This window comes from Pantoea rwandensis (assembly GCF_002095475.1).
Taxonomy (GTDB): Bacteria; Pseudomonadota; Gammaproteobacteria; order Enterobacterales; family Enterobacteriaceae; genus Pantoea; species Pantoea rwandensis.
In genome coordinates, this window is sequence record NZ_MLFR01000008.1 from 110,728 (window position 1) to 125,904 (window position 15,177).

Annotated in this window: 13 protein-coding genes and 1 pseudogene; 5 read left to right on the forward strand and 9 right to left on the reverse strand. The window is 52.8% G+C overall.

Annotated features, from left to right (window positions below):
* Positions 1-91: 91 nt before the first annotated feature.
* A complete protein-coding gene (rlmA, locus tag HA51_RS10585) occupies positions 92-898 on the forward strand; it encodes a 23S rRNA (guanine(745)-N(1))-methyltransferase (RefSeq protein ID WP_084934479.1) in 807 nt (268 codons plus the stop codon).
* Here rlmA and HA51_RS10590 read toward each other — a convergent pair.
* The 4 genes from HA51_RS10590 to manX all read right to left on the reverse strand — a co-directional run bounded on the left by HA51_RS10590 (position 895) and on the right by manX (position 4,126).
* A complete protein-coding gene (locus HA51_RS10590; protein WP_084934480.1) occupies positions 895-1,353 on the reverse strand; it encodes a DUF986 family protein in 459 nt (152 codons plus the stop codon). The two genes, rlmA and HA51_RS10590, sit on opposite strands and share 4 nt — an antisense overlap.
* 92 nt (positions 1,354-1,445) lie before the next feature.
* Complete coding sequence (locus HA51_RS10595; RefSeq protein ID WP_084934481.1) at positions 1,446-2,291, reverse strand: PTS mannose transporter subunit IID; 846 nt, start codon at positions 2,289-2,291, stop codon at positions 1,446-1,448.
* A 14-nt stretch (positions 2,292-2,305) separates the two neighbouring features.
* The gene (locus HA51_RS10600) at positions 2,306-3,103 is read right to left on the reverse strand and encodes a PTS mannose/fructose/sorbose transporter subunit IIC (RefSeq protein WP_084934482.1); all 798 of its coding nucleotides are present in this window, start codon (positions 3,101-3,103) and stop codon (positions 2,306-2,308) included.
* A gap of 57 nt (positions 3,104-3,160) precedes the next feature.
* Positions 3,161-4,126: a PTS mannose transporter subunit IIAB gene (gene manX / locus HA51_RS10605; RefSeq protein WP_084934483.1), complete on the reverse strand. Its 966-nt coding sequence runs from the start codon at positions 4,124-4,126 to the stop codon at positions 3,161-3,163.
* 512 nt (positions 4,127-4,638) lie between these two features.
* Between manX and HA51_RS10610 the strand changes: the two genes are divergently transcribed.
* Positions 4,639-6,204, forward strand: coding sequence for a TerC family protein (locus HA51_RS10610; RefSeq protein WP_084934484.1), 1,566 nt, complete (start codon positions 4,639-4,641; stop codon positions 6,202-6,204).
* A 246-nt stretch (positions 6,205-6,450) separates the two neighbouring features.
* Here HA51_RS10610 and HA51_RS10615 read toward each other — a convergent pair whose 3' ends face one another.
* The 4 genes and pseudogenes from HA51_RS10615 to pabB form a co-directional block, all read right to left on the reverse strand.
* Positions 6,451-8,013, reverse strand: a complete 1,563-nt coding sequence (locus HA51_RS10615; RefSeq protein ID WP_084934485.1) for an EAL domain-containing protein — start codon at positions 8,011-8,013, stop codon at positions 6,451-6,453.
* Between the two features lie 218 nt (positions 8,014-8,231).
* Entirely contained in the window at positions 8,232-9,596 is a 1,365-nt protein-coding gene (locus HA51_RS10620; protein ID WP_084934486.1) for an L-serine ammonia-lyase, read from the reverse strand.
* Between the two features lie 191 nt (positions 9,597-9,787).
* A pseudogene (locus HA51_RS10625) lies at positions 9,788-10,356 on the reverse strand (CoA pyrophosphatase).
* Entirely contained in the window at positions 10,357-11,715 is a 1,359-nt protein-coding gene (gene pabB / locus HA51_RS10630; protein WP_084934487.1) for an aminodeoxychorismate synthase component 1, read from the reverse strand.
* Positions 11,716-11,825: 110 nt separating this feature from the next.
* On the opposite strand from pabB, the gene HA51_RS10635 reads away from it, so the two are divergent.
* The gene (locus HA51_RS10635) at positions 11,826-12,020 is read left to right on the forward strand and encodes a YoaH family protein (protein ID WP_084934488.1); all 195 of its coding nucleotides are present in this window, start codon (positions 11,826-11,828) and stop codon (positions 12,018-12,020) included.
* A gap of 13 nt (positions 12,021-12,033) precedes the next feature.
* On the opposite strand, the gene HA51_RS10640 is transcribed toward HA51_RS10635, so the two are convergent.
* A complete protein-coding gene (locus HA51_RS10640; RefSeq protein WP_084934489.1) occupies positions 12,034-12,378 on the reverse strand; it encodes a RidA family protein in 345 nt (114 codons plus the stop codon).
* 122 nt (positions 12,379-12,500) lie between these two features.
* Here HA51_RS10640 and yoaA point away from each other — a divergent pair, with 122 nt between their 5' ends.
* Both yoaA and tsaB read left to right on the forward strand, forming a co-directional pair.
* Complete coding sequence (gene yoaA / locus HA51_RS10645; RefSeq protein ID WP_084934490.1) at positions 12,501-14,411, forward strand: DNA repair helicase YoaA; 1,911 nt, start codon at positions 12,501-12,503, stop codon at positions 14,409-14,411.
* 51 nt (positions 14,412-14,462) lie between these two features.
* Positions 14,463-15,161, forward strand: coding sequence for a tRNA (adenosine(37)-N6)-threonylcarbamoyltransferase complex dimerization subunit type 1 TsaB (tsaB, locus tag HA51_RS10650; RefSeq protein ID WP_084934491.1), 699 nt, complete (start codon positions 14,463-14,465; stop codon positions 15,159-15,161).
* Positions 15,162-15,177 lie beyond the last annotated feature (16 nt).

Genomic DNA, 15,177 nt, shown 5'->3' on the forward strand with positions numbered 1-15,177 from the left:
GCCCTGGTCTATGACCGGGGCTTTTCTTTATCCTTTCTGTTGCCAGATGATCAGGGTAAACTGCGCGCGAATCGCTAACCCGGAGTTATCTATGTCTTTGATTTGCCCTCTTTGCCATCAGTCTTTACAGCTTCAGGCGAACAGTTTTCGCTGTGATGCGGGTCATCAGTTCGATCAGGCTAAAGAAGGGTACGTCAACCTGCTGCCCGTACAGCACAAAGGATCCCGTGAACCTGGTGACAGCGCTGAAATGCTGCTGGCGCGCCGGATGTTTCTCGATGCAGGGCACTATCAGCCGTTGCGTGATGCTGTCGCCCAGATGTTGACGCAGCGGTTGTCCGGCCAAACCACGCAGGTATTGGATATCGGCTGTGGTGAGGGGTATTACACCGCAGCGATGGCAGAAGCACTGCCGCAGGCACAGCTATTTGGGCTTGATGTGGCGAAGGCGGCGATTCGTATGGCGGCTAAGCGCTACCGTGCGGTGAAGTTCTGTGTGGCCTCAAGCCAGCGCTTGCCGTTTGCGGATGCATCACTGGATGGCATTGTGCGTATCTATGCGCCTTGTAATGAGGCCGAACTCAGCCGTGTCATCAAAGTGGGCGGCTATTTACTCACCGTGACACCAGGCCCACATCACCTGCAGCAGTTTAAAGCGCACATTTATCGCGAAGTACAACTGCATGCGGCCGAAGAGAAAGCCTATGAAGGCTTTAGCCAAGTCGAACAACAAAAGCTTCGTTATGAGATGACGTTAAAAGGCGCTGAAGCAGTGAGTCTGTTGCAGATGACGCCGTTTGCCTGGCGTGCGCGTGAAGAGATGTGGCAAGAACTGGCGGCAGCCGATACCTTTAGCTGCGATGCCGATTTTGTCCTGACGCTTTGGCAGCGCGCTTAACGCGCTTCCACCAGGGTGTTATAAATCCGCTCCAAATCGTCAAGCTGTTTCACTGCAATCAGCAGACGACGCTGTTCCAGTTGCATCACTAAAATGCCGTCTTCAGAGAGGTTCATGCTCTGAATGCGGCGATAGTCGATCCATACACATCCAAAAAACAGCCCGTCGTTTTTCATCAGCAGCTTGGGCGTACGCAGCCAGAATAACCAGATAGCCATAAAGCACAGCACCATCAGCAACGTGGTGCTCAGTTGCGGGCCATGGTTACTGACGTTGTTCCAGAGCAAAATCAGCAGTAATACAATAAAAATGCCACTGTCAATTTTGTGTCGACGACGCAACGCCACGCGAAGCTTGGTGGGGCCATTGCGCCGCGGCAAGATGACATCATCGTAGAGTGCGAACAGGGCGAAGGCGATGATGAGCAGCGCGATCAGAGCGTCAGTCAGTGACATGAAATTTTCTTCCTCAAACGAATTTACCTCAACGTTGGCGCTCAGGTAATCCCGCTAAAAACGGCCGGGAGCGAAAGCCCCCGGCGAGCGTATTACAGACCGAGTAGACCGATCCAGTAACCGAAGATACCTAAGGCAAAGAAGCCGACGATAATCCACAGCGCATTGACCTTGCGGCGTAACAGCCACATACAACCAAAGGTCAGCAGCAGCGGGATCAAACCGGGCATCAACTGATCGAGAATTGACTGCACAGTCGTCACCGTGGTTTTGCCGGTGTGATCGGTAATACGCGACACCACAAGCGGCACGTTCACGTGTGTCCACTTGTTGACCAAGGCCCCCATAACAAACAGGCCGAGAATCGACGCCCCCTCCGTGAGTTTCTGCAGGAAGCCGCCGCCCATATCGCTAACAATGTCCACGCCTTTACGATAACCATAAGCCACCCCGTAGTAACGCGTCAGCATACGCACGGCGTTAAACAGGATGAAGAACAGCAGTGGACCCAACAGGCTGCCGCTCATCGCGATACCTGCACCCAGCGCGGCAAACACTGGACGCACCGTACCCCAGAAAATCGGGTCACCTACGCCTGCCAGCGGGCCCATCAGACCCACTTTGATACCGTTGATGGCCGCATCGTCAATGGCTGCACCGTTAGCACGCTGCTCTTCCATCGCCATCGTCACACCGAGAACCGGTGCGGCAACGTATGGATGGGTGTTAAAGAACTCCAGGTGACGTTTAATCGCCTGTTTACGGTCATCGTTATTCTCTGGATAGAGGCGACGAATCACCGGCACCATTGAGAAGCAGAAGCCCAGCGCCTGCATACGTTCAAAGTTCCATGAACCCTGAAACAGGTTAGAGCGTAAGAACACACCACGGACATCGCTCGGGGTGAGTTTCTTTGGAGCGTTAGTTGTATCTACCATGATTTCACCTGTTCCTAGTCGAGTTCGTTGTCGAGGTCATTGTGCGCAGGACCGGCAGCAGCACCTGCCACGCGGTTATATTTCGGTGCCAGTTGGATATACAGCACCGCCATCACCACACCAATTACGCCCAGCGCAACCAGGTTGAAGTTGGTGAAAGCTGCGGTAACGAAGCCCAGATAGAAGAACGGCATCAGGTAGCCAGCACGCATCATGTTGATGACCATCGCGTAACCAACTACGACGATCATACCACCCGCGATGTTCAGACCATTTGTTACCACTTCTGGAATCGAGCCCAACAGTTCCTGTACCACGCTGGTACCCACTGAAATCGCCACGATCAACGCAGGAATTGCGATACGCATCGCTTGTAACACCAAGGCTGAAACGTGAATCCAGCTGATGGCGCTCAGGTTGCCTTTCTCAGCCGCCTTATCGGCAGCATGCTGGAAGGCGACGGTAATGGTACGCACGATGATGGTTAAAACCTGACCGGCCGCAGCCAGCGGGATGGCCAGTGCGATACCCGCACCGACGCTTTGCCCACCGGCGATAACCAGAATGGTAGAGATGATTGAGGCTAAAGCGGCATCGGGTGCCACCGCAGCACCGATGTTCATCCAACCCAGGGCGATCATTTCCAGCGTACCACCGATGATGATACCGGTTTTCATGTCACCCAATACGGCTCCAATCAAGGTACATGCGACCAATGGACGGTGGAACTGGAACTCATCAAGAATCGAACCCATCCCGGCAATACAAGCCACAATAAATATCAGGATGATTTGTAGCGTGGTTATTTCCATTGCTTTTCTCCTCAGCAAGGTCTCAAGTATTCGCCCGCCAGTGCAGGCAAAAGCGAACTACTGATTGACCTTCGCAATCAGGTCCATCATTTTTAATCTCGGGTCGTTTGAAACTTTACGCACTTCCAGTTCAATACCGCGCTCGTTCAATTTGCGGAACGCGGCGATATCTTTCTGATCGACAGAGACCGCGTTGTTGACCTGGGTTTTGCCCTGTTTAAATGCCATACCACCAATGTTGACGGATTTGATGTCGACGCCTTGCTCAACAATACGTTCCACATCGGTTGGGTTGGTGAAGAGCAGCATCACGCGATCGCGGCCATATTTCGGGTTATTCCACACACGGATCATCTTAGCGACATCGACCACATGGGCAGTTACGCCCGGTGGTGCCACCTGCGTGAGCAGCGTCTTACGTACATGATCGTTAGCTACTTCATCACTTACCACGATGATGCGCGTCACGTTGGTCTCTTTTGTCCAGCGGGTCGCCACCTGGCCGTGAATCAAGCGGTCATCGATACGGGCAAGCCCGATCTTCATGTGCTCGCCGGGTGCCAGCGGTTTTTGTGGTTGTGCTGGGGCCTTGGCCGCAACCGGAGCGGCCGCTTCTGGCGTTGGCGTTTCGGTCTTGAGGGCTTTAACTCCTTCACGGCCCGCTTCCACGGCAATGTGAATCAATTCCTCAAAAGATGGATTGTCATCGCGCCCCATTAGGGTTTCCACCAGCATCGGAATATTCACCCCGGCGATGACATCATAATTCGGCTTATCCACGACAATGCGGCTGGCCGCATTGAATGGGCTGCCACCCCAGGTATCGACTAAGAACAACACGCCTTTTGAAGTATCGAGTTCTGTCAGTCGCGCCTGATACTTTTCGATTAGCGTTTCTGCATTTTCGCCGGGTACGAAATCAATCCATCCGACATTTTCCTGTTCACCCAACAACATTTCTGCTGTTTTGAGCAGCTGTTCTGCCGCCCAGCCATGTGTACCAATTACAATAGCAATGGTCACTTGCTACCTCCGTTCGCATGAGAGATTCTCTGGCATTGCCGGGGAATCATTGAGAATTACCGTTGTTGATTCAGGTGGATCGTTTGGGTCTGAGATGAAGAGTCGCATCAATAAATATTCCGAAACTGTCCGCTGCACAGCAGTAAGGTCGCGATTTATTTTAGTGCGCGAAAAAATAATTTATGTGATGTTTGTCAGCTATTTCGAGCGTAACGCTGCAAAATTGCATTTATGTTCGTTATTCCTGCGTTTGTGCAGTTGTTTGTAAATGTAATAAAATTTTTTGACGTTGTTGATGTAACTGATACATTAGCGTTCTGTTTAATATTCAGGAGTATCGGGCTTCAGCTCACCTATATGGACCGTCACCGACGTCGCTCAACATGTTCACCGCGCTCTCTGGCGCACACTACAACGCTCTTCAGCGTGACCTCATTTGCTAACGATCTTTCGTCTCGCTTCACGGCGCAGGCTCAATCTCGTTCGCCCCTCTGTATTGCAAGGAGTCATTGATGGAATTTCTCTTCGACCCCTCAATTTGGGCGGGTTTACTGACGCTGATTGTGTTGGAGATCGTTCTCGGCATCGACAACCTGGTGTTTATCGCCATCCTTGCGGACAAGTTGCCACCGAAACAGCGTGATAAAGCGCGTCTGATCGGTTTGTCACTCGCATTGATCATGCGATTGGGCCTGCTTTCGCTGATTTCCTGGATCGTGACATTGACGCGACCCCTATTCAGCGTAGGCGATTTCAGTTTTTCCGGGCGAGATTTAATTCTGTTGTTCGGTGGTTTGTTCCTGTTATTCAAAGGAACCATGGAACTGCATGAGCGTCTGGAAAGTCGGGGCATGGAGCAGCAGGGCAATAAAGGCTATGCCAGTTTCTGGGCGGTAGTGATCCAGATTGTGGTGTTGGATGCGGTGTTCTCGCTTGATGCGGTCATTACCGCTGTGGGGATGGTGAACCATCTGCCGGTGATGATGACGGCCGTCGTGATCGCCATGGGTGTGATGTTGCTGGCTTCGAAGCCGTTGACCAATTTTGTCAACGCCCATCCGACGGTTGTGGTGCTTTGCTTAAGCTTCCTGCTGATGATCGGTTTGTCATTGGTGGCGGAAGGCTTTGGTTTCCACATTCCTAAAGGCTATCTGTACGCCGCAATTGGCTTCTCGATTGTCATTGAGCTGTTCAACCAGATAGCGCGCCGCAACTTTATTCGTCATCAGGAACATCGCCCGATGCGTGAACGTACCGCCGAGGCGATCTTGCGTCTGATGGGCGGTCGCCAGCGTCATCAGCCAGCGACCACAGAAGACGCTGCACTGACGCAGGCGATGCCACAGGAAGCGTTTAAAGACGAAGAGCGTTATATGATTAACGGTGTGTTGACGCTGTCACAGCGCTCAATCCGCAGCATCATGACGCCACGCGGAAACATTTCATGGGTGGATGCCGAACGTCCGGTGGATGAAATTCGTATTCAGTTGCTGGATACGCCGCACAGCCTGTTCCCGGTGTGTCGTGGTGAGCTGGATGAAATTATCGGTGTGGTGCGAGCAAAAGAACTGCTGGTGGCACTGGAACACGGTATGGATGTCGCGACGTTTGCTGCTAATACGCCAGCCATTGTGGTACCGGAAACGTTGGATCCGATTAACCTGTTGGGCGTATTACGTCGAGCGAAGGGCAGTTTTGTGATCGTGACTAACGAATTCGGTGTGGTGCAAGGTTTGATTACCCCACTGGATGTGCTGGAAGCGATCGCGGGTGAATTCCCGGATGAAGATGAAACGCCAGATGTGATTGCCGATGGCGATGGCTGGTTAGTGAAAGGCGGGACCGATCTTCACTCACTGCAGCAGTTGCTGGACCATCATGAATTGGTTGATCGAGAAGAAGACCACGCGTCTCTGGCTGGCTTGCTGATTGCGCAAAAGGGCCAACTGCCAGTGCCCGGCGATGTGATTGATTTGCCACCGCTGCATTTCCAAATCATCGAGGCAACGGATTACCGCATCGACCTGGTGCGTATAACCAAAGACAAGCCACACGATGACGAAGAGCACGATGCTTAATCGTTAAGAAATATCGTTACGCAAAAGGCCGTCGAAAGACGGCCTTTTTGTTTTTCAGGGCACCGAACTCGGGCCGGATTTTGCCAACCGCACAATGTTTCATAAAGCCGGTAAAGGGGGATGAGGAGTAAAGCGTCCGCCGCAGGGAGGCGGCGGCCGAGGCTACAGGGATGTATTCACGCCGTCTTTACGGAACATCCCCCTTTACTGGCTGAAACGCGCCGATCAGAGGTCTGATTTTAACGCTCAGGTACTCAAATGCGACTGGTGCTGCTCCAGCCACACGGGGAAGTCTTCAATCGGCATTGGACGGGCATAATAATAGCCCTGTAAATGATCGACACCCCGTTCACGCAGATAATTGGCTTGTTCCGCAGTCTCTACCCCTTCAGCCACCAGTGCGATGTTCAAACGCTGCGCCAGAGAGATGACCATATCGGTCACGGTGGCGTTAATGGCATCAGTGCCGATGGCTGCGGTGAAGATCTTGTCGATTTTCAGCACGTCTGGCTTCAAATCTTTAAGGTAGGCCAGAGAGCTGTGGCCGGTGCCAAAATCATCAATCGCCAAACTGACGCCAATCTCGTGCAACTGCGACACCACAGACTGATCAATCACGGGTAGCGCGTCACGCTCCGTTAATTCGACGACCAGTTTTGGCAAAGGATTAGCGGGCCACCAGATTTCCTGCAAATCCTCTACGATAGCCCGATCGTGGAAATGGCTGGCCGCAACATTAATGGCGATATGGAAAGAAGGGCACTGCGGCAGGTTAGGCAATTCATCTACCACTTTGGCGAGCACAAAGCGGGTCAGCGGAGCAATGAGGTTTTGACGCTCAGCCAAGGGAATAAATACATCAGGTGCTATCCACCCTTGGCGAGGGTTGTGCCAACGCAATAGCAGTTCAATACCATCACATTCGCCGCTTTTCGCATTGATCAGCGGCTGGCAATAAACCATGAATTCGTTTGACGTAATGCCGTAACTGATTTGCCAGCTCAGGCTCATGCGGTTCGCGGTAGCCAGCCAGACAATGTAACCCATCAGTAGGCTCAACAGCACGGCAAGCGGTAGCTGGGAAGGTAGCGTGTTCAACGCCAGACGCGCTGGAGAAGGTCCATACAAAGTAATGCTAAACGGATATCGCAACGAGGATTGATCGTAAGCCACTTCATCTTCCGATGGTACGGTGTGCTCAATCAGAGGATTGCCGTATTCAAGACTTTGACCACCCACGTTGAAAATGGCGCGCTCAACCCATGGCAATTGAGGTTCCAGCAAATAATTCGTCATCAACTCAACGTTAATGATCTGTAATAATCCATCGCGGTTATCCAGTGACTTCGGCGTCCACAGCAGCAGTACGGGCGATCCTTTCAACAGATCACCATCGGTTGTTAGCATCATGCGCTGGTTATTGATCGCGAGTTCAGGGTAGGTCTGACTAAATGAGATATCGCGTGGGCCATAAATACTGGAACAGTAAATGCTGTCATCCTGTACCAGTAGCACGGTACGAACGGTTTGCAACGCAGCGATTTTCTCAATGAGCGGGTAGCGTACTTGCGCGCAAGGCACGCCGACCAAGCCAAGAGTGTTATTGGCGGAAACATCAAGCGGGGAGAACATGCGGTCGAACCGTTCAATGGCTCGACTGGCAAAATTTAATGACTGTTGCTCAATACGCGATTTCTCTTCGATATAGCGAAAAGTTAGCGTGAGAATCAGAACCAGCGCAGCGATCACCAACGCAATAAGCAAGCGCTTACGGCGAAATTGACCGACAAATTGCTGGGGAATGAGCATCAGTAACCACCTTGCAAAACAAAGATTGAAGCCAAATTAACGTGAAGGTTATCGGCATAGAGGCGGCCAGGTTTAGCGTGCCGGAATAAAAAAAACGGCACTAAAAAACAGCGCGGCCACTAAGGGCCGCGCGCAAATTAATGTATCTGGTTTACTTACTCTGAGGTAGAGCGGGATGCATAAATAAATTTAAATGGTGATTTTTTAGGCGTGACAAATTAATCACATTGAACTTTTATTGCCAGCCCACCACGAGAAGTCTCGCGGTATTTGGCATTCATGTCTTTGCCGGTTTCGTACATGGTCTCGATGACTTTATCCAGCGATACGCGAGGTTCACTGGTACGGCGCAATGCCATACGCGCGGCATTGATGGCCTTCACCGAGGCGATGGCATTACGTTCAATACAGGGAACTTGCACCTGACCGGCAACGGGGTCACAGGTGAGGCCAAGGTTATGCTCCATACCGATTTCAGCAGCAACGCAAACCTGCTCCGGACTGGCACCCAGCAGCTCGGCCAGACCCGCAGCGGCCATTGAGCAGGCGACACCCACCTCACCCTGGCAACCCACTTCCGCACCGGAAATCGAAGCATTCATTTTATACAGCACGCCAATCGCACCCGACGAGAGGAAGTAGCGGATAAAGATCTCTGGCGTCACCGTCTCGATGAAATGATCGTAATAAGCCAGTACGGCCGGTACGATACCGCAGGCCCCGTTGGTTGGAGCGGTGACAACACGTCCCCCGGCAGCATTCTCTTCATTCACCGCCAAGGCAAACATGTTGATCCAGTCGATCACATTCATAGGATCGTTGGAGTGCTTGGTGGACGAAACCAGCAAACGACGCAGCGATGCGGCACGACGCGGAACGCGCAGTGGACCCGGTAACACGCCTTCCGTGTTAAGACCGCGATCAATACAGGCCTGCATGGTCTGCCAGACATTGCCAAAATAGTGGTGAATGTCTTCGCGGCTGTGCAGAGCCAGTTCATTTTTCATCACTAAACCCGACAGAGACAGCCCGGTTTCATGGCAGTGGCTGAGCAACTCTTTAGCAGAGTTGAACGGGTAAGGGACGGACACTTGATCTAAGACCGACTGGCCAAAGTGTTCTTCATCGACAATGAAGCCGCCACCAATTGAGTAATAGGTTTTTGTCAGGATCAACAAATCACCCGCGAAGGCGTAGACCGTCATGCCATTTTCATGCAATGAGAGATTCTCACTGCGAAATACCATGCCGCCCTCACGTGGGAAGTCGACTTCACGTGCACCCTGAGCCAGTAATAGCCGCTCACGCTGTTCAACGTCTTTAATAAAGGCAGGAATACTATCGATATCCACCGTAGCCGGCTCGAAGCCCGCCAGGCCCATAATAATGGCAATGTCAGTATGGTGACCTTTACCCGTGAGCGACAGTGAGCCATAAACATCCACGCTGACGCGAGTGACGTCCTGCAGTTTGCCCTGTTCGACCAGCAAATCAACGAACTGCTTGCCCGCTTTCATCGGACCCACGGTATGTGAGCTGGATGGGCCAATGCCCACTTTGAACATGTCAAAAACACTAATCACTGGTGACACTCCTCACAGTTCTTTTTTTGTACGGCTGAAGCCGTTTATGCGGCTAATAGTAATCGCCCGCGCGCTGCAATGAGCAGCTTTTCGCATGAAATAAACTAATTATAAACCACAGAAATAGTTATCCCATTCCACTGTTGTGAAGTGGATCGAATTTATCGAGGATGGGAAACCAGAGCGGTAATTTAGGGGAGGGCGATTTGTTGACCCAGCGCGCGGATGATACCTGCGGTCATGCCCCAGATAAAGTAATCCTCATACCATGAGAGCCACACCTGATGCTGACGGTGACCGCGACGCAATGTTAAACCGCTGTAACGGTTGAGGCGCAGCGCTTCTGCCAGTGGCATCGCAAAGGTGCTTTCCACTTCGTCAGGTTGATACTCAGTGGTAATCCAGCCGGAATGATACCGACCACGGGGGTCACGGCGAAACCGGTACTGCTGGTGACGGGCGGAAGCACGCCAACGACGTTAACCTGTTGTGGCTGGATACCCACTTCCTCTTCTGCTTCACGCAGTGCGGTGTGCACCAGGGAATCATCGGTTGTGTCTTGCATGCCGCCGGGAAAGGCCACCTGACCGGCGTGTTTGCGCAGGTGAGAAGCGCGACGCGTCAGCAGCAAACCGGGTTCTGCCACGGCAATCACGGGTACCAACACCGCCGCACGTCGCCCGCTGATGACACTTTTCGGTGTGCTCACAGGTGGCTGCATCATGAAACGACTGAGAAATTGATCCAGTGTCAGGCTCATTTAGACCTCACCGCTCAGGCTGGGCAAAATTCGATTAACTTTATGAAAGGTCTCTTGGTATTCGAGTTCAAGCTCGCTATCGGCAACCAGCCCCCCACCTGCGGCGCAATAAAGCTGTTGGTTTTCTGCAATCAGCGTACGGATGGTGATGCTGGTATCCATACGGCCGCATAAACTCAGGTAGCCGATACTGCCACACCATGCGTTGCGGCGCTGTGGCTCAAGCTCTTCAATGATTTCCATGGCACGGATTTTAGGCGCCCCGGTAATTGACCCGCCAGGGAAGCAGGCGCGTAGCAGGTCAGTCGCAGACAGATGTTGTGGCAAACGGGCGCGCACGGTGCTCACCAAATGATGCACAGCTGGGAAAGGCTCGACAACAAAAAGCTCTGGCACGTGAACACTGCCCGGTTCTGCCACGCGGCCAATGTCATTGCGCAGCAAATCAACGATCATCAGATTCTCAGCACGATCTTTGTCCGCGTTGGCGAGCTTTTCCGCCTGTAATCGGTCGGCCTCAGCATCGGCGAGGCGCGGCAGGGTGCCTTTGATTGGACGGGTTTCAATCTCGTGCTGTTGCAGTGAAAGGAAACGTTCCGGTGACAGGCTCAGTATTGCGCTTCCCGGCAAACGAATAAAGGCACTAAACGGCGCACGGTTATCACGATTCAAACGCAAGAACGCCTGCCATTCATCTCCGCGGTAGCTGGCCTTAAACCGCTGCGCCAGATTCACCTGGTAACAGTCGCCCGCCTGAATGTAGTTTTGTACTGTCTGGAAACGCTCGGCGTACTGCTCGAAGCTGAGATTAGATTGCCAATCGCTGGTCAGCGCAAAAGTTATAGGCTGCGGTACCGCTTGTGCCTGTAGCCATTGCCAGCGTTGTTCGGCATGAGTGAGTGAAATCAGCGTAAGTTTTTGCAGATGGTGGTCGGCAATCAGCGCCCAATCGTAAATCCCCACCGCCATATCCTGCGTTTTGAGATCTTGCTGCGCACGTTGCGGCACGGTCTCAAACCGTCGACCCAGGTCGTAACCAAATAAGCCCAGTGCGCCGCCCTGAAAAGGTAAGTCTGCATTAAACGCCGGCTTTATGCCGAGTAAGTCGCACTGCTGTTGCACCAGCGTCAGTGGGTCTGCGGCAGAAAGTAACACCTTACCATCACTGTCGATCTCGGTGATATCTCCGCGCGTAGTCAGGGTGGCATGCGGGTCGGCGGTCAGTATATCAAAGCGATTATCGGCATGATCGGCATCGCCAGAGGTGAGTAGCATCGCCCATGGACGGTGTGCCAAAGCAGAAAAGCGTTGCAGTAACGTATCAGGCGTATACTTCAGGTTAAGGGTTTGTACGATCATCGGGCTTATTAATCCAGCAAGCAGGCGCGTAGCCTGGCATATTTTTTTGTCGCTGGCACCTGTTTGTTCCGCGTGGAATAATGCGCCCCCTTTAGCATCAGGAGCGAATAATGTTTACAGGTCTTCCGGCTTTATCTCATGAGCAGCAGCAGCAGGCTGTTGAGCGCATTCAGGAATTAATGGCAGGCGGCATGGCGAGTGGTCAGGCGATCGCGCAAGTTGCGCAGGAAATCCGCCAAACCTACAAGGGCGAAGCTATTCGGGCGATGTTCGAAGACGATGAAGAAGAAGACGCCGACGAATAACGCCCGAACGGTTTTACAGCGCGGCGATGATTTTGATTTCGACTTTGTACTTCGGATTCATCAATCCGGCTTGCACGGTGCAACGCACTGGCGCATTGCCGGGTGAAACCCACGCGTCCCATGCGCGGTTCATCGCGGGGAAATCTGCTTTGTCCACCAGGAAAATAGTGGCGTCGAGGATCTTACTTTTATCTGATCCGACGCGGGTTAGAATCGCGTCAATTACCGCTAGAGCGTTAGCCGTTTGCGCTTCCGCATCATCATCAAGATTTTCCGGTACGCTGGTGTAATACACGGTTTGATCATGCACAACAGCTTCGGACATACGGTGTTCAGGATCGATACGTGTAATGGTCATGGTGTTCTCCTTTAATTTCGCTGCGCTAGCCTGCCATATCCCTGGGGGGCTGTCATCTGTTGTGGTCGCCTCATGGGAATCCTGAGATAATGTCAGTGTATTTAAGCAACCGGTGAGGATGTGTGGCAGACGATTTTGCAACTGAAGGCGCGTTGGCGCAGGCGATTCCAGGTTTTAAACCGCGTGCAGCACAGCGCGAGATGGCGCAAGCCGTCACGGAAGCGGTCAACAATGGCGGAGAGCTGGTGGTAGAAGCGGGAACCGGCACCGGAAAAACCTATGCTTATTTGGCGCCAGCCTTGCGCGCAAAAAAGAAGGTCATTGTTTCCACCGGTTCTAAAGCGTTGCAGGATCAGCTCTATAACCGCGATCTACCTACCATTGCGCGTGCGCTGAAATTCAGCGGCAAAACCGCGTTACTTAAAGGACGTTCTAACTATTTATGCCTCGAACGTCTTGAGCAGCAGAACCAAACCGGCGGCGATCTGACCGTGCAAGCGTTGGGCGATTTAATCAATGTGCGTAGTTGGTCGTCCCAAACGGTGGATGGTGACGTCAGTAGCTGTTCCGGCGTGGCTGAAGACAGCCCGATTTGGCCTTTTGTCACCAGCACCAACGATAATTGCCTTGGCAGTGATTGCCCACTGTACAAAGATTGTTTCGTGGTGAAAGCGCGTAAAAAGGCGATGGACGCGGATGTGGTGGTGGTCAACCATCATCTGTTTCTTGCCGATTTGGTGGTGAAAGAGGGCGGATTCGGTGAGCTAATCCCGGAAGCGGATGTAATGATCTTCGATGAAGCCCATCAGTTACCCGATATTGCCAGCCAATATTTTGGTCAGCAGCTTTCAAGTCGCCAACTACAAGACCTCGCCAAAGACATCATCATTGCCTATCGCACCGAAGTGCGTGACGTTCAACAGTTGCAGAAATCCGCTGACCGTCTCGCTCAGTGCGCGCAGGATTTCCGTTTAACACTGGGCGAGCCGGGTTTTCGTGGCAACCTGCGCGACCTGCTGAGTGATAACAACATCATGCGGATGTTTACGCTGTTAGATGATGCGCTTGAGCTGTGTTATGACGTGATCAAGCTGTCGCTCGGACGTTCGGCACTGTTAGATGCGGCATTTGAACGTGCAGCGCTGTATCGCACCCGCTTGAAACGCCTGCGTGCCATTGATGAGCCTGGCTTCAGCTATTGGTATGAATGCACCAGCCGCCATTTCACGCTGGCGCTGACGCCACTGTCTGTCGCAGAACGTTTTCGTGAAGTGATGGACAACCGTAAAGCGGCTTGGGTATTTACCTCCGCCACGCTGGCCGTCAATGAACAGATGAGCCACTTCTCCAGTCGACTCGGTGTTGATAAAGCCACCACGCTTATCCTCGACAGTCCGTTCGATTATGCACAGCAAGCGCTGTTGTGTGTGCCACGCAATATGCCAGAACCTAATCAACCCGGCGGGGCACGTCAGTTAGCGCGCATGATGAAACCGCTGATTGATGCCAATAAAGGACGCTGTTTCTTCCTGTGTACCTCACACAAGATGATGCGCGAGCTGGCGGCTGAATTCCGTGCTTCCATGACGTTACCCGTGTTGTTGCAGGGCGAAACCAGTAAGGGACAGCTGCTGAAGCAATTCCTCGATGCAGGTAATGCGTTGTTGGTTGCTACCAGTAGCTTCTGGGAAGGTGTCGATGTACGCGGTGATGCGCTGTCGTTGGTGATCATCGATAAGCTGCCATTCACTTCGCCAGAAGATCCGCTGCTAAAAGCGCGCATGGAAGATTGCCGCTTACGTGGTGGCGATCCCTTCAATGATGTGCAACTACCTGACGCGGTGATTACCCTGAAACAGGGTGTTGGCCGCTTGATTCGTGATACAGAGGACCGCGGTGTATTAGTGATTTGTGACCAGCGTTTGGTGTCACGACCCTATGGCGGGCTGTTTCTCAACAGTTTACCGCCCACGCCACGTACTCGTGACCTTAACCGCGCGATTGCATTCGTTCGCCAGGTAGAGAATCACTAATTTTGCCTGGCTGTGTTAAGATGCGCGCCATTTTGATTCTCAGAGGTTGTTATGTCTGCCCGAATTTTAGCCTTGGACACGGCGACAGAAGCCTGTTCTGCCGCTCTGCTCAATCAGCAGCAGATCGATGCACGCTTTGAAATTGCGCCACGCGATCATACCCAACGTATATTGCCACTTGTACAGGATCTGTTGCAGGTGCAGCAGCTGGAACTGACCGCGCTGGATGCGCTGGCATTCGGGCGTGGTCCGGGAAGTTTCACAGGCGTACGTATTGGCATTGGTATCGCGCAAGGGCTGGCTCTCGGGGCGAACCTGCCGATGATTGGCGTTTCATCTCTGGCGACCATGGCGCAAGGTGCCTGGCGTCTGACCGGTGCCACTCGCGTGCTGGCGGCGATTGATGCGCGCATGGGTGAAGTTTACTGGGCTGAATATCAGCGCGATGCTAACGGCGAATGGCAGGGTGCGGAAACCGAAGCCGTGTTGAAACCGGAAGCGGCAGAGGCACGAATTGCGCTACTGGCCGGCGAATGGGCAACGGTGGGCACGGGCTGGGAAGCGTATCCCCATCTTCTCAGCTCCGCGAACGCCAAGCTTATTACTACTAACGTGACGCTTCCCGCAGCGGAAGATATGTTGCCGCTGGCACTGAGTGCCTGGCAGCGCGGCGAATACGTTGCGGTGGAAAATGCCGAGCCAGTTTACCTGCGAAATGAGGTGGCCTGGAAAAAGTTGCCTGGCCGTTAAGCACCACGCAACTAAT